18 protein-coding genes are annotated in these 22,558 nt (G+C 44.2%); 9 read left to right on the top strand and 9 right to left on the bottom strand.

Translation table 11 applies throughout. The annotated features are described in order from the left end of the window. Positions 1–241: 241 nt before the first annotated feature. Both FC51_RS10455 and FC51_RS10450 read right to left on the bottom strand, forming a co-directional pair. Positions 242–1,147 (bottom strand): metal ABC transporter solute-binding protein, encoded by a 906-nt coding sequence (locus FC51_RS10455; RefSeq protein ID WP_057909704.1) that lies wholly within the window; start codon positions 1,145–1,147, stop codon positions 242–244. A gap of 99 nt (positions 1,148–1,246) precedes the next feature. Continuing rightward, positions 1,247–1,918, bottom strand: a complete 672-nt coding sequence (locus FC51_RS10450; RefSeq protein ID WP_057909705.1) for a peptidoglycan recognition protein family protein — start codon at positions 1,916–1,918, stop codon at positions 1,247–1,249. A gap of 198 nt (positions 1,919–2,116) precedes the next feature. On the opposite strand from FC51_RS10450, the gene FC51_RS10445 reads away from it, so the two are divergent. Next, positions 2,117–2,731 carry an isochorismatase family protein gene (locus FC51_RS10445; protein ID WP_057909706.1) on the top strand — a complete coding sequence of 205 codons (615 nt, stop codon included), beginning with the start codon at positions 2,117–2,119 and terminating at the stop codon, positions 2,729–2,731. 225 nt (positions 2,732–2,956) lie between these two features. On the opposite strand, the gene brnQ is transcribed toward FC51_RS10445, so the two are convergent. Further along, complete coding sequence (gene brnQ / locus FC51_RS10440; protein ID WP_057910176.1) at positions 2,957–4,360, bottom strand: branched-chain amino acid transport system II carrier protein; 1,404 nt, start codon at positions 4,358–4,360, stop codon at positions 2,957–2,959. Between the two features lie 571 nt (positions 4,361–4,931). Here brnQ and FC51_RS10435 point away from each other — a divergent pair. From FC51_RS10435 to FC51_RS10425, 3 genes are all read left to right on the top strand, one after another. Next, on the top strand, positions 4,932–5,906 hold the full coding sequence (locus FC51_RS10435; protein ID WP_057911302.1) for a 2-hydroxyacid dehydrogenase family protein: 975 nt from the start codon (positions 4,932–4,934) through the stop codon (positions 5,904–5,906). A gap of 708 nt (positions 5,907–6,614) precedes the next feature. After that, positions 6,615–7,799: a PucR family transcriptional regulator gene (locus FC51_RS10430; RefSeq protein WP_057910178.1), complete on the top strand. Its 1,185-nt coding sequence runs from the start codon at positions 6,615–6,617 to the stop codon at positions 7,797–7,799. A gap of 200 nt (positions 7,800–7,999) precedes the next feature. Next, the gene (locus FC51_RS10425; RefSeq protein ID WP_057911301.1) at positions 8,000–10,360 is read left to right on the top strand and encodes a BspA family leucine-rich repeat surface protein; all 2,361 of its coding nucleotides are present in this window, start codon (positions 8,000–8,002) and stop codon (positions 10,358–10,360) included. 165 nt (positions 10,361–10,525) lie between these two features. Here FC51_RS10425 and FC51_RS10420 read toward each other — a convergent pair whose 3' ends face one another. From FC51_RS10420 to FC51_RS10410, 3 genes are all read right to left on the bottom strand, one after another. Beyond that, positions 10,526–10,930, bottom strand: a complete 405-nt coding sequence (locus tag FC51_RS10420) for a hypothetical protein (RefSeq protein ID WP_057910180.1) — start codon at positions 10,928–10,930, stop codon at positions 10,526–10,528. 322 nt (positions 10,931–11,252) lie between these two features. Continuing rightward, positions 11,253–13,007: a pyruvate oxidase gene (spxB, locus tag FC51_RS10415; protein WP_057910181.1), complete on the bottom strand. Its 1,755-nt coding sequence runs from the start codon at positions 13,005–13,007 to the stop codon at positions 11,253–11,255. Positions 13,008–13,233: 226 nt separating this feature from the next. Continuing rightward, complete coding sequence (locus FC51_RS10410) at positions 13,234–14,181, bottom strand: alpha/beta hydrolase (RefSeq protein WP_057910182.1); 948 nt, start codon at positions 14,179–14,181, stop codon at positions 13,234–13,236. Positions 14,182–14,422: 241 nt separating this feature from the next. On the opposite strand from FC51_RS10410, the gene FC51_RS10405 reads away from it, so the two are divergent. Then, a complete protein-coding gene (locus tag FC51_RS10405; protein WP_057910183.1) occupies positions 14,423–15,265 on the top strand; it encodes a prephenate dehydratase in 843 nt (280 codons plus the stop codon). Here the strand turns inward: FC51_RS10405 and FC51_RS10400 are convergent. Then, a complete protein-coding gene (locus FC51_RS10400) occupies positions 15,253–16,254 on the bottom strand; it encodes a ketopantoate reductase family protein (protein ID WP_057910184.1) in 1,002 nt (333 codons plus the stop codon). The genes FC51_RS10405 and FC51_RS10400 overlap by 13 nt on opposite strands. Before the next feature lie 512 nt (positions 16,255–16,766). On the opposite strand from FC51_RS10400, the gene FC51_RS10395 reads away from it, so the two are divergent. Genes FC51_RS10395 through FC51_RS10385 form a run of 3 tightly spaced genes read left to right on the top strand, consistent with a single transcriptional unit; the run spans position 16,767 to position 19,348 of the window. Continuing rightward, positions 16,767–17,135 (top strand): cupredoxin domain-containing protein, encoded by a 369-nt coding sequence (locus FC51_RS10395; protein ID WP_057910185.1) that lies wholly within the window; start codon positions 16,767–16,769, stop codon positions 17,133–17,135. A 15-nt stretch (positions 17,136–17,150) separates the two neighbouring features. Then, positions 17,151–17,423: a cupredoxin domain-containing protein gene (locus FC51_RS10390; protein ID WP_057910186.1), complete on the top strand. Its 273-nt coding sequence runs from the start codon at positions 17,151–17,153 to the stop codon at positions 17,421–17,423. Beyond that, the gene (locus FC51_RS10385) at positions 17,423–19,348 is read left to right on the top strand and encodes a copper-translocating P-type ATPase (protein ID WP_057910187.1); all 1,926 of its coding nucleotides are present in this window, start codon (positions 17,423–17,425) and stop codon (positions 19,346–19,348) included. The genes FC51_RS10390 and FC51_RS10385 overlap by 1 nt, the downstream gene beginning before the upstream one ends. Before the next feature lie 81 nt (positions 19,349–19,429). On the opposite strand, the gene FC51_RS10380 is transcribed toward FC51_RS10385, so the two are convergent. Beyond that, entirely contained in the window at positions 19,430–20,437 is a 1,008-nt protein-coding gene (locus FC51_RS10380) for a M48 family metalloprotease (protein WP_057910188.1), read from the bottom strand. Positions 20,438–20,453: 16 nt separating this feature from the next. Then, entirely contained in the window at positions 20,454–21,005 is a 552-nt protein-coding gene (locus tag FC51_RS10375) for a LemA family protein (protein WP_057910189.1), read from the bottom strand. Between the two features lie 256 nt (positions 21,006–21,261). Between FC51_RS10375 and FC51_RS10370 the strand changes: the two genes are divergently transcribed. Beyond that, positions 21,262–22,518, top strand: a complete 1,257-nt coding sequence (locus tag FC51_RS10370) for a M20/M25/M40 family metallo-hydrolase (protein ID WP_061773315.1) — start codon at positions 21,262–21,264, stop codon at positions 22,516–22,518. Positions 22,519–22,558: the final 40 nt, after the last annotated feature.

Genomic DNA, 22,558 nt, shown 5'->3' with positions numbered 1-22,558 from the left:
TTACCCTCTTTATATTAAAGTAGGTAGTATTCACTTTCTACATAGTGAGTGGTTACTATCTTTTGAACAACTACAGTATAGTTCCCTCTCAAAATTAAGTCAACGAAAAGCTCACAATCTTTTTAATTCAAATGCCCATCCTATTAGGCTCATTAGGCTCACTAAAAAACGGATCACAACGCTTATTTCATCGTTGTGGTCCGTTTTACTGGTTATCAAATCATTTAATTGTGACCGTAATTTATTTCAAAATATTAATCAATTTAGTATATTGCGAGTCCATCCAGCTGACGTATGTCTTGTTGGCAGGCAAGGTTTCAGTAACTGGCAATACCGGTATCTTATTCTTCTTGGCCAATGCCACAAGGTTATTAACTGTCTTACTATCTACTTGCTTGTTGAAAACGAAGAAGGCAATTTTGTGATTCTTAATACCATTTTGCATGGTTTTAATGGTTTGTGGAGAGGGATCAACGCCTTTTTCAGTATCATTTTCAAACTTGGTGTCCCCAACTTTAAAGCCAGTCGCTTGAAGCGCATAATCAAAAACTGGTTCGCTGACGTAGACTTCTTTATTCTTCTTAGTTGACGCAATTTGCTTCAATTGCGCAATCTTGTCATTAATGGGGTTCAACGAAGCGATATACTTCTTCGCATTTTTCTTGAAATAGGCTTTATTCTTTGGCTGAAGTTTACCTAATTTTGTGGCGATCGTGTTAGCCAGTTTTGGCATTGTTGCCGGATTGTACCACAGATGTGGGTTATCACCGTTCTTCTTGTTCATCAAGTCTTCACCAACCTTGATGTAGTCAACCTTACTGCTATCTTTGACCAAATTATTCATCCAGCCATCGTAGCCGATCCCGTTGGCAATCACAATTTTTGAACCAACCGTTTCTTTGGCAACCTTTGTCGTAGCTTGGTAATCGTGGGGATCAACGTTGGGATTATTAATAATCGATGTTACATCACCCTTGTTGCCGGCGACGGCCTTTGCCACCTCACCATAAAAATCGGTCGTTGCTGTAATCTTAATTTTGCCATTGCTGGACGATGAACTGTTTGAACATCCCGCAAGGCCAATTCCAAGTGCCACGACAAGAACTGCCAGCAGCATGGCCTTTAGATTTGATAACTTATGTAACATGAAATATCCTCTCCTCTTTAAATCGTAATCGTTACTTTTTAAGGATAATCGAAACGGTTTCGGTTGTAAAGAGAATTTGGGATATTTCTTCAAATATTTTTACAAATCATGATAATTCGTTAACACCAACTTGTAGAACTGGGCCATCGTGTAGGCTTGATGAAAGTATTTCTTACCACGATTCTTGTAGTACCCGACCGGATCCGTGTGATCAGAGCCGCCAAGATAGTGTGCGACGGCGCCATGAGACCAGACCGTTCCCTTACCGTCGTAGCAGGCATCGTTTGGCTTTAAATGATACTCCTTTAAAATATAGGCCGTATAGTAGGCTGCATTTTCAACCTCCTTGGCAAAGGATTTCTTGCTGTGCATTTCAACCTGCTCAAACTGCACGAAGCGGGCATTGCCCGGATAGCCGACGCCCCAGCTTAAATATTTGGTACTGGCAATATTAATAATGTGATCGTCATCGACAAAAGTATGCACGAATGCATTTCGGTAATTCTTCTTCATGTAGGCAATTTCACCGTAGATGGTCGAAGTCGAATTACCCGTCTCATGAACGACGACGCCTTCAGGTTTGTTTTTGCCGTGCCGGTACTTATAATGCGGAAATCCGCCCCAAATATTGGTGGTAATCGAACGATGCGTAATATTGTGACTCGCTATGTAGTTGTTCACTTTGGAAGATTTTGCTTGAGCAGGCACCGAGCTTAGGCAAATGATGGAAACCAGAATCGTTAAAAATAAATATAGCTGTTTTCTAAACATTTCATTAATCGCCACTCTTATCCATATTCAATTCATTCTACGTCTAAACTCCATGGTAGTCTTTCATTCAAATTTTTCAACAATTCATCCCATCCCCGTTGATTGCATGCGGTGTAATTAGTGGTATCGCCATTTAGATGGTTGTATCATGTAAGCGAATTCAAAAAATGGTATCAATTAATGAGGAGGAATTTTTTTATGACAAGTTTTGACAAACGTGGCGTAGACGATCGCCTGCTTTCACCCGATAATTCACTGTTAACGATTATTGATTATCAACCCATCCAAATCGGTTCAATCGGCTCAATGCGACATGCTGATTTGTTAAAAAACGCCGAAATGGTCGTTGAGACCGCAAAACTATTCAACTTACCCATTGTGCTTTCGACTGTAAACGCTCATAATCAACGCAACTCGGACACCGTTAAGCCGCTAAAAGATTTGCTTGGCGACATTCCTTCCTATGATCGTTCATCAATTAACGCCTGGGAGGATAAAGATTACAATGAAGCCATTAAGGCAACCGGCCGCAAGAAGATTATCATCTTGGCCTTATGGACCGAAGCTTGTTTGACCTTCCCAACGATTGATGCGATCGCTGAAGGCTTTGACGTTTACCCTGTTGTCGATGCAGTCGGTGGGACTTCGACAATCGCTCACGAAACGGCCCTTCGGCGAGTTGAGCAGGCAGGTGCCCACCTCATCACCATTCCGCAATTAGTTTGTGAATTACAGCGTGACTGGAACAGAAAAGATACCGTTCCCGGGTTTGTTAAATTGCTGCAGGAAAACGGCGCGTTTACGAATTTGTAATTTGTAATCGGGANTTCAATTTTATATAGCCAGAACGTGTGCCAAAAGGCCGCTTCCTAGGCATAACTACGAATAACTTTCCGAGCTTTCAGCTCAAAAAGTCATTCTAGGTTATGCTACGCCGGCCATGAAATGCCAAGCCTCTTTGGCGGAAGCAAAACCGCCTTTTGGCACACTCCCTTGTTTTTATCATCAAATCAGTTAGCTTGCCTCTTTAAAGGCAGACTAATCATCATTTTGCTGCGAAGACGTTTGCCTTGCTCTTCCAAGAACCGGCCGCAAGAAGTGAAGCCCCAGACCAAGAACAGCTCCAGCAGCTGCGGGTACAACCCAATCCATCCCCAGACTGGCGAATGGCAGGACGTGTTGCTGAACGGCACCCAAAGTCTGGCCAAAGGCGCTTTGACTAACAACGGGTGGGAAGGCCGCCACCATGTCCAGAAGTGCTGGAACAGTCGTAAACCCAACGACCAGCGCGTAAACCAGCGGATCGCGGTCAAACAGCGGTGAAAAGACCGACAGTAAAATCAAAACCATTGCGAATGGATATAGGAACATCAGCATTGGCGTTGACCACTGGATGATGGTATCGAGGCCAAAGTTCGCAGTCGCAAAAGAGGCCACACACATGAAGCCGAGCCAGCCGCGATAGCTGACTTTCGAAAAATGATTGTGAAAGTCTTGGGCAAATGCAGCGACCAAGCCAACGGCGGTCGTCAAACAAGTAACCGTCAGCAAGGTTGCCAACAAGGCATGCCCCATGCCGCCAAGATAATAGGTCACTAATTGATTAAAGGCAACCCCACCATCCGCAGAAGCCTTATACGTTGAAAGGGTCGTGGCCCCCAACCAGATTAAGACCAGATAGATGACTCCGATGGCCGAAGTCGCAAACAAGCCGGCTTTGGCGGTGACTTTGGCGTTACTGCTGGGTTTGGTCTTCCCTAATTGACGGACAGCTGTCACAACTGTGACACCGAACGCTAACCCAGCCAGCGCGTCCATCGTGTTATACCCTTGTAAAAAGCCATTGAAGAACGAGTCGCTCTTGTAAGCTGCGGTAGCTGCTTGTTTTCCGGCCACTCCCATTGGATTGGCAAATCCTAATGCAAAAACACTAAATAATAGCACTAAAAATACGGGATTCAGGACTTTTCCAACTGACGTCATGACATTTGATTCTTTGTAGGAAACCAGAAATGCCAGTCCGAAGAATACCGCTGAGAATACTAGTAGCCCAACGTGGGCCATCGATGCCGGCAACAGTGGCTGAACACCAACAGTAAAGGGAACGGTGGCCGTCCGTGGCGTTCCAAACAACGGTCCGATGGTTGCGTGAATTAAGACCATAAACGTCAAAGCAAACACTGGACCAAGTGGTTTTCCGATATCATAAACCCCTTCGGATCGGGTAACACTGACCGCCAACACAGAAAGCAGTGGTAACAGCACCGCCGTCACCAGAAAGCCAACTGCCGCTAACAGCCAGTGAGAACCTGACAACTGCCCTAAGTGAATTGGGAAAATCAAATTTCCGGCTCCAAAGAAGAGGCCAAATAACATTGAGCTGACGACAAAATAGTCGCGTTTTCGTAATGGGTTTGGGTTTAAGTCATGTAATTCCTGCATATATGAAGATCTCCTTTATGAATTAAATTTCGATTTTGGCTCCTAATCTGACTAATATCAATCTGGGATTTCATTTTCACCAACTCTTTTCTTAAATGAATTATTAGAAAACTATGTACAAAAATCCGTGTAATCAAAAAGGCGCCCTAATCCAGCTACTGCTGAATTAAGGGCGCCTACTGCACTGTACCACCTTATATTTGCAATTATATTGCTACAATTGCCTTTCACGTACGGCTAAAAAAGCGATACGCTAACACGATAATGGGTGTCACCAATGCACGTTACTCTTATTCTTCGGTACATCGCTCAAAAGGGATTTTCGCATTCTTGATCCTGCTTCCTCTCACCAAACGAAGCTCGCTTCTGGATGTCCGAACGTTACTCAACTTTCTCACAGCGTTTTCTAATTATTTAATTAGTATGTTAACGGTCTGCCATCACAATGTCAATACCAATTTTGATAATTATTTAAAACGGTTTGGCGAAATCATTTTCGGAAGCGGTTTCATTTCCACCCCAACATGCCCTATAATAGAGTTGTATGAAATATTTGATAGGGAGTGAGTTTATGTCAAAAGTATTAATTGCAGGTAGAATTCCGGAACACGCACTCAACATTCTCAAGGATGCCGGCTTGGATATTGATGTATTTGATGATAGTCAAAATCTCATCACGAAGGATGAATTAAGTAAGCGAGTTTCCGACATCGACTTCTTAATCACACCCCTTTCCACGAAGGTCGATTCAGACGTCATTGATGCGGCACCAAACTTGAAGTTGATTGCCAACTACGGTGCAGGATTTAACAATATTGATACCGACTATGCCAAATCAAAGGGCATCCCTGTTACCAACACGCCAAAGGTTTCAACCACGTCAACCGCTGAAGTTACTTGCGCATTGATGATTAGCTTGGCCCACCGAGTTGTTGAAGGTGACCAGTTAATGCGAACCAAGGGCTTCACTGGCTGGGCACCACTGTTCTTCTTAGGCCACGAATTAGCCGGAAAGACTCTTGGAATTATCGGCATGGGCCAAATTGGCCAGGCGGTTGCCAAGAGAATGCATGCATTTGACATGAAGATCCTTTACAACCAGCGTCACCAGTTGGACTCTGCAACGGAAGAAAAGCTGGGGGCAACCTTTGCCAGCGTTGATGACATTGTTAAAAATGCCGATGTCATCACGCTGCACGCCCCTGCAACTCCTGAGACCCATCATTTACTGGGTGCCGAACAGTTCAAGGAAATGAAAGACAGTGCCATGCTGATCAATGCGGCTCGAGGACCGCTCATCGATGAAGCTGCGTTGCTTGAAGCATTAAAGAATGGCGAAATTGCCGGCGCCGGCTTGGATGTTTATGAAGCTGAGCCAAAGGTCGACGATGGCTTCAAATCATTGAAGAACGTCATCTTGACCCCTCACATTGGTAACGCAACTGTTGAGGCGCGTGATGCAATGGCTGAAATTGTTGCTAAGAACACGGTTGCCATGGATAAAGGCAACCAACCAGATTACATCGTCAATGGGGTTGAACTTTAAAACAGAGAGTGTGGAGCAAACCGTTTAGCTTCGGAGCATTAATATGATATTGGATTAAGCGGACAAAGCTGGTTTGCGGAGCACGTTTATCTAGATAATATAAAATCCCCCAAAAAAGAAGCTGAGTTAAAAGTTTTCACTTTTAGCTCAGCTTCTTTGTGTTGGATTTAGTCTCATTTGGCGGCTACCGCAACAACGCTTCCCCGTGTTATTGCAGATGTCCAGTCACTCATTAACATCAGGCTGCCAGCCAATCGCAAGTATGAACAGCATGAAGGGGCTTGCACACAAATGGTTAACAGACTACCTAATTAAATACACGTATCAGCCGCCAAACGGGAAATGGACAATTATGATACAGAACAGCTCGAGGATTTCTCACTTTACTGGTGGGCATCTGCAATATTGAGTTACTTGTAGTAGATACATGACTCTCACCTTCTCACAAACATGCAGCGGTCATCGACGACAATCTCTTTGAAGGATGTTACTTTCGATTGTTGCCAAAAGTTTACCATGGAAATTGGGCCAATATTTTGACTAAAATTACAAAAAATACCGGTTTTATTTGTGAGAAAAACAAAATAGTTGGTATAATTCAGCTTTTGATAACAATTTAGGCATTGAAACGCTTCCATTTTGATGCTGAATTTTGTAAAATGGGGTTGATAAAGTTGAGCTACGTTTCCTTTGCTGGAGGTGATACGGATGATTGATCTTGAAGAAATTATTACTAAAGAAAAGAAACGAATCGTTCAAGTCAATAAAGTCCCTTTGAATAATCGCAAAGTGAATGCGATTACGATTATGGACAGTGGAACGGTAGACGGCTGGGCGAAGAACGGGGAAATCGTGATCACCAGTTCGCGGATGATGCCGGAGGACATGGGTGTCGCTAAACAATTGCTTGCCCAGTTGGTCGAAAAAGGGGTTGTTGCACTAATGGTGAAGCCATACTCACCGGATGGAACGGGTGAGTTCCCCCAAGTCTTGATCGACTACGGCAATCAATTGAACTTTCCATTATTTAAAATTGAGCCCAGTGCGACTTACATACAGATTCTCAACGATATCAATGCGCTTTTACTTGAAAATCGCCGAATCAATAAAATGGCTGACCTTGATTTGGATTATCTCTTAAAATCAAATTCAGCATCCGACAAAGATTTCGACTTTGTTTCCGGATTAAAGGATATCAATTTGTATGAGCTTAACGTCAGAGTTACCAAGATCGTCCTTGGCGAAACCCCCAAGCCCGGTGAGCGGTTGTCCATTCAGTTCGACCTGGTTAATCAAATTCAAGCCTTCTTCGATCGGGTCCAGCGTGAAGGAAGAATTAAGACTTACTTCATTCTTGAATCTTCCAACGGGGCCACAGCAATTTCATTTTTTAGCAACGATCAAGTTGAGCTGCCGCCTCATGACCGAACGCCTTACACCCGGCTGATTCATAACGTTCACATCCCCCGCTTCATCATTTATGAGGGCGTGTCCAACGCTTACCCGGCCAAAAAAATTCATCGTTGTTATATCGAAGCCAGCTTCGGCGTTGAGATCGCTCAAACACTGGATTGGTCTGACCGCCCCGTCTTTTATCGGGACGTTGGCCTCTGGAAACTGGTACAAAAGCTTTCACGGGCTCAAGACAGCCGCCTGTATCCAATCGAAATGGATCAAATCCTTGAAGACGACGAAATGTTTGAAACGGTCAAAGAATTCTTCCGTCAAAATGAATCGATCAAGAAAGCCAGTCAGGCAATGTTTACCCATCCAAATACGATTCGGTATCGCCTAACCATGATTTACAAGCAAACCGGCTTGGATTATCGACTGACAAACGACAAATTTTTGATTTACATTGCGTTTATTAAAAAGCTACTGAATAGAAATTAGGCCAACGACCAGAGCAATTGTTTTACTTTTGTTCTGGCCGCTTTCGTATGTTTGGACAAACAATCGCCAATTATTTTGTAGAAACGGCAAACACATTCAGACTCAAATCAGTTATATTCACAGATGAAGGGGTTTAGTTATTTGCTCGAGGGAAATTAATGTATTTCTTTGATTTGTGTTTGAGGGGGGAGTTGTTTTCTATGAATCGAATCAATAAAGTATTACTTTTACTGACAGCCTCAGCCGGTGTATCGTTCGCGTTGTTAAATGCGCAGGACGTCTCGCAAGCATCGACTCAGGTGAGCCAGAGCAAAATTAGCACAGCGGCACCGCTGCCCAATAATCGCCTCGATTTAAAAGCGGATGCCCCAGTCGTAGCTGCTCAAAATGATGACAGTGGGACCATTGGCGATGGTGTTACTTGGAGTGTAACTGATGGAACACTATATATCAGTGGAGGAACACTTACAAAAAACCCTGCCGATCCTTCATTAGCTCTATACCCGTGGAGGGGTAGGAGCGATATCACTAAAATTTCCATAACCGGAAATTTACATTTAGTTGGTCCTTCTGCGCAGCATATCTTCTCTCGGATGAGTAATTTGAAGACGATTGAAGGACTAGGCAATGTTGACACTTCCAAAGCAACTACTTTGTATCAAATGTTTTATGATTCTAAAAGTTTAGAATCCATTAATCTATCAACCTTTGACACCAGTAATGTTACTAATATGGCCGAAATGTTTTCCGGCGCATCTAAATTAACGAGTGTAAATTTATCATCTTTTAATACAAGTAATGTTACTAATATGAATATGATGTTTTATGATACGACTTCCTTGCAAAATTTGGATTTGTCGTCCTTTGATACCAATAAAGTTACCGACATGGGAGCCATGTTCCAAGGGGCCGCATCACTGCAATCATTGGACTTTACCAAATTTCCTAATTTCAAGACGGGAAATGTAACCGAAATGGGTGGTATGTTTGGTGGTGATTCTTCGCTTACTAAACTTGATGTATCAACATTTGACACAAGCAAAGTTAAAAACATGTCGGCAATGTTCTCGGAAAATTCTTCTCTTACTTCCTTGGATCTGTCCAACTTTAATACAGGGAACGTCGAGCAAATGAACGATATGTTTTATGGTGACGTCGCTCTAGAAAATTTGAATGTATCTAGCTTTAATACCAGCAAAGTTGTGACGATGGAAGCAATGTTTGCCGGTAATATGGCACTTACTTCACTTGATCTTGGAAACTTTGATACTCGAAATGTTGAGAATATGAGCGGTATGTTCATTGCTGATAGTGCCCTAAAATGGTTAAATGTTTCAAGTTTTGAAACACCAAACGTAAACGATGTTAATGGCATGTTTGCGGGCGCAAGTTCACTAAAGATGTTAAATCTTGCCAAGCTTGATTTAACAAATGTAACTCAGCGTGCAAGCATGTCTGACATGTTCGATCAAACTACCGGACTAATCCGACTCATTTTAGGACCCAAAGCTCAATTCTTCTCAAATGTTAAATTAGGCGCGCCGGCTGGCGGTACAACCGGTAACTGGCAAGCAGTTAATGGTGGTACCTTGAGCAAACCGACGGGAACTGTTTACTCACCTGCCAACTTAATCGCTCATTATGAAACAGCCGGTATCCCAACCGAAACTTACGTACCTGAGAATGGTATGCAGGATCAATCGTCAATCACTGTCAAACCGTCAATCACCATCCCTGTAGGCACCAAATTTGATTCTAAGGATGCCTTCATTTCAGCAATCACACCTGAGGGAAGAGAAACCACAAAGCTTAGCGAAGCAATTGCTGATGGCTTGATGATCACCGGTAATGACTTTAGTACAGCTGTTCCAGGCCAGCACAAAGTTACTTTCAACTTCGCAGGAAGTGATAAGACCGCCACAACTATCGTAACCGTTTATACACCAGGTGGTGGCGGAGGCGGCGGTAACATCACACCAAATCCAACTCCTACACCAACACCGACGCCTACTCCGACACCACAGCCACAACCAACGCCGACACCTACTCCAACGCCTAATCCGCCGACAACGCCGGGATATGTGACCAAGAAGAAAGCTGCTGTTTACGCACTGAAGGCCATTTACCTCTACAAGAACCCAACCTTCAAGAAGAGCCAGCGAATCGCCACTTATCCAAAGCAGAAGCGGGTTAACCGCCCAATATTTGTGGTCATCGGTTATGCACGTTCCAATAACGGGACCTTCCGTTACAAAGTTCGTGATGTTAACCACGGTCGCAAATCGGACGGCAAGATCGGCTACATCACTGCTAACTGGAAATTCGTTTGCGGTGTCTACTATCAGTCAGTTCCAAAGAACAAGGTGATCACCGTCATTTCTAAGAAGGGTGTTCACGCATACAAGAACAAGAACTTAACCGGTCGGGTAAAATCATACAAGAAAGGCACTCGTTTAACCGTTAAGAAACTGGTTAAACACAACCTGACCACCCGTTACCAGCTGAGCAATGGTATGTTTGTCACAGCAAATAAGAAATTAGTCATTCAGGGCAAATACTGATTATCAATAGGCATTTCCATCCAACAAGCGGCACCAATTCGAGCGTAATCGGATTGGTGCCGTTTTTTATGGACAAAATTCGCATATAAAAAGGCCAAGAACAATTCACATTGCCCTTGACCTGATTATAGAAGGATGAAGCTTAATCATTTATTTCAATTTAACTTAATCGGCTGCCATGTAACTGCCCTTAGTGATTTGAGTTGAAAGGACATAGCCATAGCCCTTGACGTACAAGAATGTCTTGGCTTTGGATGTTTTGGTAGCAGCTACCTTAACTGAACGCGTTACTTTGTAAGTAATGGCCTTAGTTAACTTGCCCTTAGGTGTGAATGTCACTTTACCTGCATCTGCATAGAAGAAACCCTTATAAAGCGTAATGTTCTTCTTGATGTGATAGGACTTAGCCTTAAAGTTCTTAACACCATTTTTTGCGATCGTGTAAGTTGTTCCCTTAGTTTTTGCTGTAGTAGTCGTCGGTGTTGTAGCAGCTGAGACTGCCATTGGAGCTGCAAAAGCAATTGGTAATGCAAGTGAAGCTACGGTAATAATCGTTGCGAATTTTTTCATAATCATACTACCTCCCTAAAAGATTAAACTCATTATTGCACGTTACAAAAAGATGTCAATGAAATAATGGCGTAATATTAACCGCCTTTACCAAAAGTTAAGTTACCGGTTACCAAATGATTATGCACAATCTTAATAGCCATGAATACCCTAACATATCAATGTTTCATTTATGTAAACTTCACAAACTTATATATTAATTTTACAATTTTTGAATGTAACAGTTTTGTAACATTGACGGTCCATGTCCCAATATGTAAAAGAACGGCAAAAGTTCCGTAAAACTTTTGCCGCTCTTGATTAAGCTCATATATTGATTTGTTTACTGTTCTTTAGAACGCAGTAACTCTTCTAATGAAGGTTGTTGTTGACGATCAATGTGGTATTGTTTTGCAAATCCTTCGGCCGTTTCTTCACCATACTTCTGTGAATCAAGTGGCATGAAGGCCGTTGCGACTGGATCGTCTTGCTTGATCTTGGCATCGATCACAATTGGCTTCTTGTTTCCAGAAGCTTGAAGGTCCTTAATCTTAGCGAAGACTTCGTCCAGGTCTTTGATGCTCTTAACGGTAAACCCAATACCACCAAGACCCTCACTGACTTTTGCCCAGTCGGCGTCATTCAAATCAACACCATAGAAGTGTTGCTTGGTCTGCATTTGTTCATACCAGATGAAGCCAAAACGGTCGTTTGAGAAGACCACGTTAATCACTGGTAAGTTGTAACGGACTTCGGTCAAAATATCTTGGACAACCATTGAAAAGCCACCATCACCAGACAATGACCATGCTTGTGCATCAGGTACACTCAAAGCGCCTGCCAAACCACCAGGAAGTCCAAAGCCCATCGTTGCAAACAAGCCGGAAATTGCGAAACGCTGGTTCTTGTTCATTGGCAAGCCACGAACGCCCCATTCGGAGACGTTTCCGGTATCGACGGCATAAGTATCGTTTGGACCGGCAATTTCAGCAATCTTCTTGGTGACCGATTCAGCATTCAAGCCATCACTGTCATCATCGGCGAGCTGATCCAACCAAGTATCCCAATTCTTCTTGTTTTCCTGGTTGGCTTCCAACCAAGCGTCCTTTGGTCGGCTCTCACCGGAGTCAATCATTGCCTGCAGATAGCTCTTGGCGTCGGCAATTACCGCATAGTCAACATCAATTCGTTTCCCGATATCATAAGGATTATTGTTGACTTGAATCATCTTGGTATCTTGTGGCCAGAAGTTGGCAAATGGGTACTCAGAAGCTAAGAACAAAATCAAATCGGCGTTTTGAATGGCCTCAAATCCAGATTTGGTACCAAGACGGCCGGTGGTTCCAATGAAGTTTGGATGGTCGGTACTGATAACACCGGTAGCCGGCACACTATTCATAACGGGAATATTAAACTGCTCGGAGAACTTGGTCAGCGTATCGCGGGCGCCAAGTAAACCACGGCCAGCATAGATCAATGGGTGCTTGGCATCCTTGATCATCTTGAGTGTATCCTCGACTGCTTTCGGGTCAACGGTTTGCTTAAAGTCATCCTTAACCACAAGTGGTGTCCTGGTAGGTGTGTAATCAATTTCTTGAGAAGTGAGGTCTTCTGGTAGGATAACAACTGCGACACCCTTTTGACGGTAGGCTTCCTTAATTGCTTGGTTCACAACGTAAGGAATTTGGTCCGCGGTCGTGACCTGCTTGTTATAAACGGAAACATCGCTAAACATAGGTGTTTCATCCATTTCCTGGAAGTAATTGGTATTCATTGCGGGTTGTGGCACTTGACCTACTAATGCCAGCACGGGAACGTGATCCATTTTAGCATCGTATAAGCCGTTAAATAGATGAGTTGCGCCAGGGCCGGCTGAACCAAAGGCAACGCCAATCTTGCCAGTGAATTTTGCATCAGCTGAAGCAGCGATTGCTCCGACTTCTTCATGGCGAACTTGGATGTATTTTACTTTGTCTTTCTCAAGATAGAGTCCTTCGACAGTATGATTGATTGAGCCGCCGGGAATTCCATAAACATGATCGACGCCCCAGTCTTCAAGTACTTTAACTAAAGCTTGTCCTGCAATCATCTTAGTCATAGAAAAATCTCCTTCTTACCAATAGTTTGTGAACCGAATCCATCACTAATCTTACTGGTTCAATTATCAAGTATAGGCATGCTGAAAATGGAATGCCAGCATTTAGACTTACTTTTCGTAAGTATAACCAAATTGATTATCATCCTTTGAAAAAGACGTTATCATTCAGGCATAAAAAACAGCCGACGGTTTCACGCGCCAGCTGCTTCTAAGATCTTCATTTAAATTAAAAATAGGTCCTCAAAAACTCTTGGACCCGCCGTTTATAAGCAACCGGATCATACCAGAAGCTCTCAGCGTGCGTTGCGTTTTTGACGATCCAAATCTGCTTGGGGGCGTGAGTCGCCTGGTAGTTTTCATAAGCCATGTACGCCGGCACATAGGTATCCTTGCCGCCATGAATAAAGAGAATTGGCCGGGTGTTTTTCTCGAGTTGCTTAACCGACGAGGCACTGTTCAAGCCAAAACCGGCCGCCCGCTTATTGATTTCACTAACCATCGGTTCAACTGGATATTCCGGTAAATGATACTGTTTCTTCAATAGGTAGGTCAGTTCTTCTTTAATACTGGAGTAGCCGCAGTCAGCGATAATCGCCTTGACTTGGGTTGGCAGCCGCTCGCCCGATAGCATTTCGACGGTGGCGCCACCCATACTGACACCAAATAAGAGCACCTTGCTGTCTTCGCCGACGTGGTCGATGGTTTGATCAATCCATTTTAAATAATCCAGCCGATCTAACCAGCCAAAGCTGATGTACTTTCCGGCGCTCTCGCCATGACCACGGTCGTCCGGCGTCAAGACATTGAAGCCCATATCGTGAAACATTTTGGCGTAGTTGGCCATTGTTTCGCGATTTCCCTTGTAACCATGGGCAATGATGACGGTCTTCTTGGAAATGCCTTCAGCCGGAATATAAGTTGCGACCATCCGTTTGTCGGGGTCGTTTCGATTAAGGTACCATTCTTCTGACGGCATATGATGAAACCAGTCAACGTACTCATAGTATTGGTCGGCATATTGCTGCTTTTCTTTAGACGTTTCAGGTACGTAATCTACACGTTTAAAGGCAAAATCAAATAGTTTCAGGCTGACCCAGAAACTGCCGGCAGTGACCGCAGTTAACGGGAGAACCAGCTTGATAAATGATGATGGCTTGAGATTTGCTAATTTCATTGATCGTCATAACTCCTCGTAAATATTATTATTAATACTAGTGACTGAATTGAGGGAAGTCAAACAACTTTACTTTTGTTTAACAAATCGACCATGACAACACAAAAACGCGCCACTTATTCGGAAACTGTTCCGATTTCATGGCGCGTTTCATTTCATTTTTATCATTATTCATTCGATTCTACTTTGATATGAGATAATAGAAGCATTATTTCATTTGAAAACAAAAGGTGGTTACGTGATGAAATTTTCCGTTCTCGGTCCCGCCGGCACTTTCGCCGATGCGGCCGCAAAAGCTTATTTAACAACCCAGCCAGATTCCGATATCGTTTTTGACTACCATCCCACTTTCGATCAGGTTTATCAAGCTGTTTCCGGTGACAACATTGGTCTTTTGCCACTGGAAAACCAGCTTGACGGTTATGTGTCCGCAACCTTGCAGCGCCTGCAGTCTGCCGATGTTACGGAGATCGGCGAGATAACCATTCCAGTGAACTTTGGCTTGGTGGCAAACGTTGCTGATTTGAAGCAAATCAAACAAATCTATGTTCAGTTTAAGACCGAGGGCCAGTGCCAAAAGTTACTTTCATCCCTGCCTCAGGCCCAAATTGTCACAACTTCTTCTAATATGGTTTCGCTTGAAAAGTTCCAATCCGGCGAGCCGGGCAGTGCGGCCATCATTCCGCAATCACAAATGGCGGTTTTAAAACAGCCGCTCATGCTGGATAAAGTTGCTGATCAAGATGACAACAGCACGCGATTTATCATTTTTAAATCCCGGCCTGCCAATCTTGAAGCACTTTCTTCACAAGCCCTATCCGATACGCATTTCAAAGCCCCGCTCTTCGTAACACCCTCTTTCAATGATCAACCCGGAACCCTTTATGAGATTCTCGGCTACTTTGCCAAGCAGCAGCTTAATTTGGTAACCCTCATGTCCTTACCTGTCAAAACCCAGTTGGGTGTTTATTCGTTTTATTTGGAAGTCTCCGGCACCCGTGACCAACAGGAGGTTCTCTTCACGACGCTTCGACAAATGGCTTCCAAATACCGTGTCCACCCGCTGGGATACTATGCGGTCTGAGCTTGGGGTGCTGACTGTGCTTGCTTGAGCGCTCGTTGTTTGGCCAAGTTTTGGCGATGAAATTCTGCCAAGTGAACCGCTTGGGTAACAAACAAATGCGTGCTGGCTTCATAATGGTACTTGCGGCCAAGCTCAGCGATATAGCCGTTGATGTAGTCAACTTCAGTTGGCCGGTCCTTGGTCATATCCTGATACATAGACGGATAATGAAGCGGCATATCAATTCGGGTATTGTGGTCGAGGGCGGCCATTTCCTCATCACGGCTGGAAACGAGTTTGATCCCGGCGCGGGCACAGATGTCATAAGCTTCGTCAATTAACTGACGACCCATTTGATAGGCACCCGGGAAGTTTCCAAACTCACCCATGGGCAACTCAAACATCGTACAAATTGTGTTGATAACGGAATTGAAGATCACCTTCGTCATTAACGTGCCTGTGAAATCATCCGTTAACGTTGGGTTCATCTTGGCCTTTTGAAGCTGGTCAAAGAGTGCCTGACACATGGCGTCCGGCTTTTCATTGAGTGGGCACATGTTCATCATCCCAGCGCCCCGCTTACCCATGAAATCAACTTCGCCTGGTCCTGGAAGAACCGTCGCAATTAGCGCAGTTCCACCAATGATTTTATCATCGCTGAAGTACTTTTGAAGTTTTTCAATATGGCCCATCCCGTTCATCGCGGTGAACGCGTACTGATCTTTGTGGAAGAAATGTGAACAACGCTCAAGGTAATCTTGAAGCTGCATTTGCTTCGTAAAGAAAATGAACATATCTGGGTGGCCGTCAAATGTTTCCGGTGTTTCCAGTTTAATTTTAGTCAAATGGCGGTCTTTATGGTCACGCATAACATATACGCCACCCTGTTCACGAATCTTGTCGATATGGGGTTGCCACGTGTCGATAAAGGTAACATCGTTGCCAGCCTCCTGCAGTAAAATTCCATAACGTAATCCCATTGCTCCTGCACCAATCATTGCAAACTTCATAAAAACCACTCTCCAATTCCAAATTTTATTTTTGATTAAAAAAAGCGCCCCTGATCTTAATTCATAAGATCAAGGGCGCTTACGCGTGTTACCACCTAAATTCACGATCTGCTCACACAAATCGTCTCATCGTGTACGGCCAATAGCTTGGCGATACACTGGCACTTTAAGGGGTGCACACCGTAGATACTCATCACTTCGCATCTACTGCTTAGAGGCTACTTTCAATTCGGTCATCATTATCCCCTCGCACTTAACGGGACTCCCTGAAATGATTAAGCGAATCTACTCTCCTCGTCGCTGCATTTTTTCAATCAAATTTTAATGCGCCTATAATCTAACTCATGGTTTTTTAATTGTCAACAACAATTTTAAAAATCATTTTTCAAATTCTGACTTTAAAAACAATCCGACCCATTTTAAATTTAAAGTTGACAAATGTAAACTTAGACTATATGCTAGACACATAAAGTTTACGTTTGTAAATTTAGTTTTGAAATGGAGATGGGATTGTGAAAGTAGTTGTCTTAATTGTTGGGCTTGCCATTATTGGGTTTATCGTCTGGTGGTTCTTCGGCAAGCATGACGTGGCCGAAGCAAATGCAAAGGTCACAAATGACCAGCAGGTGGTTGACGTTGAAGTAAACGGTGGCTACTCACCTGAAGTTGTCGTCTTGAAAAAAGGTGTGCCGGCAAGGTTGAATTTCACCCGCAAGGATTCGTCATCGTGTTTGGACCGAGTCGTCTTTTCAGACTTTGGAATTAACCAGGCACTGCCACAGAACGAAAAACAAGAGATTGAGATTGATACCAGCCATCCCGGCGAGTTTCAGTGGTCCTGCGGGATGGACATGTTTCACGGAAAATTAGTCATTAAGTAAACGGAGGAATTTATCATGAGTGAAAATAAACAAACAGTTGATGTCATCGTCGCCGGTGGGTACAAGCCTTCAGTAATCAAGCTCCAAAAAGGCATCCCCGCTGAAATTAATTTCAAACGCACCAATGCTCAAGGGTGCTTGGACGTCGTTCATTCCGATGCCCTGAACTTTTCAGAAGAATTACCAGTTGGTGTTACCAAAACGGTCCAAATTCCAACTGATCAAGCAGGTGAATTCAGCTTCAGTTGCGGAATGGACATGTTCCACGGAAAAGTCGAGGTGCGCTAATGACCATCACAAAACGGTTTTGGATTTCATTGATCTTTTCGTTGCCGATGCTGGCAGAAATGATCCTGAAACCATTTGGCTGGATGATGCCGGGTGGTGAGTGGACCATGTTTGCCCTGACGACAGTCGTCATGGTCGTCGCAGCGGGCCCATTTATTCGAAGCGCGTGGGCGTCCTTTAAGAAGCACCACTCCAATATGGATACGCTGGTCGCAATTGGAACGATGACCGCCTATCTTTACAGCATTTATGCCATGGCGACCAACCAGCCGGTCTTCTTTGAAAGTGCTGCTTTTGTCACCACCTTCGTTCTTTTAGGTCAGGTCTTTGAAGAACGGATGCGGAATAACGCTTCGAATGCTGTCGAAAAATTGGTGAACTTACAGGCGAAGGATGCTGAAGTGATCCGAGATGGCAAAGTGGTCAAGGTTCCCATCTCAGAAATTGTTGTCGGAGATATCATCAAGGTACGCCCGGGTGAAAAGATTGCCGTTGACGGCCAAATCGTCAGTGGCGCTTCGACTATCGACGAATCCATGATTACCGGAGAAAGCATGCCAGTCGAAAAAAAGGTTGGCGATTCCGTAGTCGGTGCCACTGTCAACGGGACTGGCACGTTTACTTTTAAAGCGAACAAAGTCGGCAATGAAACAATGCTGTCACAGATTGTCGAGTTGGTCAAAAAGGCCCAAAACAGTCATGCACCCATTCAGGGATTAACCGATAAAGTTTCGGCGATTTTCGTTCCACTGGTGCTGATTATCGCGATTCTAACTTTCTTGATTTGGTACGTCTTTATTGGTGCCAGCGTCGCTAGTTCCTTGATTTTTGCCGTGTCAGTAGTCGTGATTGCCTGCCCATGTGCTCTTGGACTCGCAACACCAACGGCCTTGATGGTCGGAACCGGCCGCAGTGCGCGGATGGGCATCCTGATTAAAAATGGCGAAGTTCTTGAAGCCGTCAACGATGTTAAAACAGTGATTTTTGATAAAACTGGCACCATTACGGTCGGCAAGCCCCAAGTCACTGATGTAATTGGTGATTCCGCTCAAGTACTTGGAATTGCGGCCAGCTTGGAACAGTCCTCAGAACATCCACTGGCAACGGCCATTATCAATAAAGCCAAGGATTCTAAGTTAACAATCGAACCGTCACAGGATTTTAAAGCCATCGAGGGTAAGGGCGTTCAAGCCGTTATTGACGGCCAAACCGCGTTTGTTGGTAACGACAAGCTACTCAATGACGTGTCCGTGAGTGATGAACTTAAAACTCAAATGGCCACCCTTCAGCAAGAAGCCAAGACAGTTGTCTTTGTCGGCGAAGGCCAGCGGGTTATTGGCCTAATCGCAATTCAAGACGCCCCAAAGCCAACTTCCAAGGATGCCATCTCGGCGCTTAAATCACAAGGGCTAAAAACTGTCATGCTGACTGGTGATAATCAGGCCGTTTCTCAGGCCATCGCTGATCAAGTTGGTATTGATCAAGTGGTTGCCGATGTCTTACCGGCAGATAAAGCTGACCAAGTTAAAAAGTTCCAGGCGTCCGGTAAGGTTGCCTTTGTCGGTGACGGTATTAACGATGCCCCTGCGCTAAGCACTGCTGATGTCGGTATCGCCATGGGATCCGGAACCGACATTGCCATTGAATCTGGTGGAATCGTTCTGGTTAAAAACGATCTTCGCGATGTTTACAAGGCACTGGAATTAAGTAAAAAAACGTTTAATCGAATCAAGTTGAATTTGTTCTGGGCATTCATCTACAATGTCCTCGGCATTCCGGTTGCTGCCGGCATCTTCTACTTCATTGGACTGACCTTAAGTCCAGAATTAGCCGGCTTGGCAATGGCACTTAGCTCATTGTCAGTCGTAACCAGCTCAGTCTTGTTAAATCGAACGAAAATCACACCGAGTGCCCAAGTGGCATAATTGATACAACTAAAAACGGATGGCTCATGGGTTTTGTAAAACCTGTGAGCCATCCGTTTTTGTGTTTCACGCTTAATTCAATTATTTTTCGCCTAACAGACGCTTCAGTCTGGCAATCCGCTCATCCAGTGGTGGGTGGGTGTCAAACATTTTAGCCAGAAATGGTGTTTTTCCCCGCCTCGTAACTGGCTCATTGATATAAAGTGCAGCCCCTTTGGCAGTTGGGTTGTTGGTGGGTGTCGAGTCGTTCTTCAGCAAAGTCAACGCATCAATCAAGCCCTGCGGATCCCGGGTTAAATTAACACCGGAAACATCGGCCAGAGATTCCCGTTCACGAGAAACTGAGAATTGAAGAATCTGAGCAACTGGAACACCGACGATTCGAATCATCCAGCCGCCTAACCACATGATTAGACCAAACATTAAGATTCCCAAAGCAATCGCCCAACTTGATTTGGCATCATCGTCGCTGTCACTGCCAAACCAGCTGAACCAACGACCGCCTCGCATCAACTCAATACCAGAGACAATCAACACTGTCCCAGACCCAGCAATAAAGGTCGTCAACGCAACGGTGATTGAAGACACTCGAATATCATAATTCTTGATGTGAGAAATTTCATGGGCCAAAACCCCTTCCAACTCTTCACGATTCATCATTTGACGTAATCCTTTGGTAACAGCCACAGCGGCGTGCTTAGGATCGCGACCGGTAGCAAACGCATTCGGTGACGGATCATCGGTTAAGTATATGTCCGGCATCGGAATCTGGGCAACCATGACCAAATCACTGACAATATTGAATAACTCCGGATCATCGGATTCCTGCAGTTTGTGGGCATTGGCTGACCGCATCAAAATATTGGTGACGCCCATGTAGACGAAGAACGAATAAATGGCGGCCCCAATTAGGAAACCGATCATCGTGTAGGTTGGAATGAGCCAATTGATGGTATCTTCATCCTTGGTTGCCATGGCAAAGACCAGCCCAATTAGAAAGCCGATAATGGCGATTAAAACGACAAAAAAGGTCATTACTGACCAGGTTCGCCGCCGATTTTGCTGAACTTGCTGATTTATGGTGTCCATTATCAGTCAGTCCCCTTTAAAATTTCATTTGTGGAACTTCTTTAGATTTTTCAGGAACTTCAAGGTAACTATGAGCTGGGAAGTTTCCGAATTTTGCAACCATGTTGCTTGGGAAGGTTTGCAGTTTGTTGTTATAAACCATCACGTTACTGTTGTAATTTTGACGCGAAAAGGCAATCTTATTTTCTGTATTCGTTAACTCTTCTTGAAGTGACAAAAAGTTTTGGTTTGCCTTTAACTCTGGATAGTTTTCGGAAACCGCAAACAGATGGTTTAATGCGCCGGTTAATTGATTATCGGCCTTAACCTTATCACCTAAACTAACGTTGGGATCTTGAATTTGCGAGCGCATTGCAGTGACTTTTTCAAAGGTTTCCTGTTCATGCTTGGCATAACCCTTAACTGTCTCCAGCAAATTAGGTAGCAAATCGCCCCGTCGTTGCAGTTGAACGTCAATTTGGCTGGCTGCTTCATCCACCAGGTTCCGTTGACTGACCAGACCGTTATATAGGGCAATAACGATCACAATCAAAATGACAATGATAATTCCTGTAATTAATAGTCCCATTGTATGTTCCTCCTTGGTCTCTTTGATATTCAACATACCATACTGGACCCGTTGTGAAAAGTTGATTCCTTAATAATATTACCATCTTTAAATCTTCCTTGACTATCTTCACGTGAACTCTTAAAGTATTATTAAATATAGATTAAAGAACGATTAAAAGTGATCCGGCCTACAGTACGCTGCCAAATTTCATGAGCAGGCATCTTTAACATTGCTCAACTACTTCAATCAAAAAGGTAAGGTGGACTAATCGTTTATGAATAAAGAAGAGAGACTTCAGATTCTCAAGGATTTAGTCGCATTTAGAACAGTCAACGGAAATGAGCACCTCGTCACTGCTTATATTCATGACCTACTGGCAGCTCATCATATTGGCTCAAAATTCATTCAATATTCGGATAATCGGGATAACCTAGTCGCTGAATTTGACTCCGGCCATCCTGGCCCGGTTCTTGGCTTCTCTGGTCATGCCGACGTTGTCCATGAAGGGGTTGTGTCAACCTGGACAACACCGCCATTTGCCCCAGACGTTCGGGACAACCGTTTATACGGCCGTGGGGCAGCCGACATGAAAGGTGGCTTAGCCGGCCTCACAATTGCCTTCATCAACCTGGTTGAGTCACGGGCGATCAAAAACGGTAAGTTGAGACTATATGTCACGATGGGAGAAGAAGTTGGCGAACTCGGATCCAAACTTTTAGCAGATAAAGGCTACGTGGATGATTTGGACGCGGTAGTCATCGGCGAACCCAGCGGTGTTTCAAAGCAACGGCTCGATGCTTATGTCGACAGTGGCGGCGCAAAATTTACGCCGGAATTGGCTGCTCAACTCCACGCTATCAGCCACGATCAAAAAGCACCTGAACAACATTTTATCTTTTTTGCTCACAAAGGCTGGTTAATGTATAAAGTCACCGCCCACGGAAAGGCAGCTCATTCATCCATGCCAAAAATGGGCGTCAATGCCATTGATATGCTGGTAAACTATTACCTCAAGGAAAAGCAGTTCTACCAAAGTATCCAGGCAAGTAATCCGATTTTAGGCGAAACCATTTACGCACCGACCATCATTTCCGGTGGCAAACAAATTAACAGCATTCCTGACAAGGCAAGCCTTCAAGTAAAGGTTCGAACAATTCCAGAATTTGATAACCAAACAATCATCAACAAGCTCCACCAAATGATTGAAGAGTTAAACCGACAAACTGGCTATCATCTGACCATCGATATCACCAGCAAACGGCCGGTGATCAACCACCCGGGGTCCAAAATTATCGATATCGCCCAACAGGCCGGTGCCCATCACCTGCATGAGTCACTGGATCTGCCGACAATTGGGGTATCACTTGGAACTGACGCGTCAGAATACACCCGAGTAAATGAAAAAATGGATGTCGTCGTCCTCGGTCCAGGAAACACCACCAGTCATCAGCCTAATGAATACATCGATTTAGACACATACGACAGTATGATTGAGACCTATCAAGAAATTGGTGCGCAATATTTAAAGTAACCAAATAAACGAGTGGCTGGGACATAAGTCCCGCCGACAA

Origin of the sequence: Lentilactobacillus parabuchneri DSM 5707 = NBRC 107865, from assembly GCF_001435315.1 — a bacterium.
In the GTDB taxonomy this organism is placed as follows: domain Bacteria; phylum Bacillota; class Bacilli; order Lactobacillales; family Lactobacillaceae; genus Lentilactobacillus; species Lentilactobacillus parabuchneri.
Note: the sequence above shows the minus strand (reverse complement) of the source record. Positions and strands in the feature narration are given on the sequence as shown.

Bases quoted from the DNA above. Each gene is read 5' to 3' on its own strand.
- FC51_RS10455 (WP_057909704.1), bottom strand. From the start codon at position 1,147: ATGTTACATAAGTTATCAAATCTAAAGGCCATGCTGCTGGCAGTTCTT.
- FC51_RS10450 (WP_057909705.1), bottom strand. From the start codon at position 1,918: ATGTTTAGAAAACAGCTATATTTATTTTTAACGATTCTGGTTTCCATC.
- FC51_RS10445 (WP_057909706.1), top strand. From the start codon at position 2,117: ATGACAAGTTTTGACAAACGTGGCGTAGACGATCGCCTGCTTTCACCC.
- brnQ (WP_057910176.1), bottom strand. From the start codon at position 4,360: ATGCAGGAATTACATGACTTAAACCCAAACCCATTACGAAAACGCGAC.
- FC51_RS10435 (WP_057911302.1), top strand. From the start codon at position 4,932: ATGTCAAAAGTATTAATTGCAGGTAGAATTCCGGAACACGCACTCAAC.
- FC51_RS10430 (WP_057910178.1), top strand. From the start codon at position 6,615: ATGATTGATCTTGAAGAAATTATTACTAAAGAAAAGAAACGAATCGTT.
- FC51_RS10425 (WP_057911301.1), top strand. From the start codon at position 8,000: ATGAATCGAATCAATAAAGTATTACTTTTACTGACAGCCTCAGCCGGT.
- FC51_RS10420 (WP_057910180.1), bottom strand. From the start codon at position 10,930: ATGAAAAAATTCGCAACGATTATTACCGTAGCTTCACTTGCATTACCA.
- spxB (WP_057910181.1), bottom strand. From the start codon at position 13,007: ATGACTAAGATGATTGCAGGACAAGCTTTAGTTAAAGTACTTGAAGAC.
- FC51_RS10410 (WP_057910182.1), bottom strand. From the start codon at position 14,181: ATGAAATTAGCAAATCTCAAGCCATCATCATTTATCAAGCTGGTTCTC.
- FC51_RS10405 (WP_057910183.1), top strand. From the start codon at position 14,423: ATGAAATTTTCCGTTCTCGGTCCCGCCGGCACTTTCGCCGATGCGGCC.
- FC51_RS10400 (WP_057910184.1), bottom strand. From the start codon at position 16,254: ATGAAGTTTGCAATGATTGGTGCAGGAGCAATGGGATTACGTTATGGA.
- FC51_RS10390 (WP_057910186.1), top strand. From the start codon at position 17,151: ATGAGTGAAAATAAACAAACAGTTGATGTCATCGTCGCCGGTGGGTAC.
- FC51_RS10385 (WP_057910187.1), top strand. From the start codon at position 17,423: ATGACCATCACAAAACGGTTTTGGATTTCATTGATCTTTTCGTTGCCG.
- FC51_RS10380 (WP_057910188.1), bottom strand. From the start codon at position 20,437: ATGGACACCATAAATCAGCAAGTTCAGCAAAATCGGCGGCGAACCTGG.
- FC51_RS10375 (WP_057910189.1), bottom strand. From the start codon at position 21,005: ATGGGACTATTAATTACAGGAATTATCATTGTCATTTTGATTGTGATC.
- FC51_RS10370 (WP_061773315.1), top strand. From the start codon at position 21,262: ATGAATAAAGAAGAGAGACTTCAGATTCTCAAGGATTTAGTCGCATTT.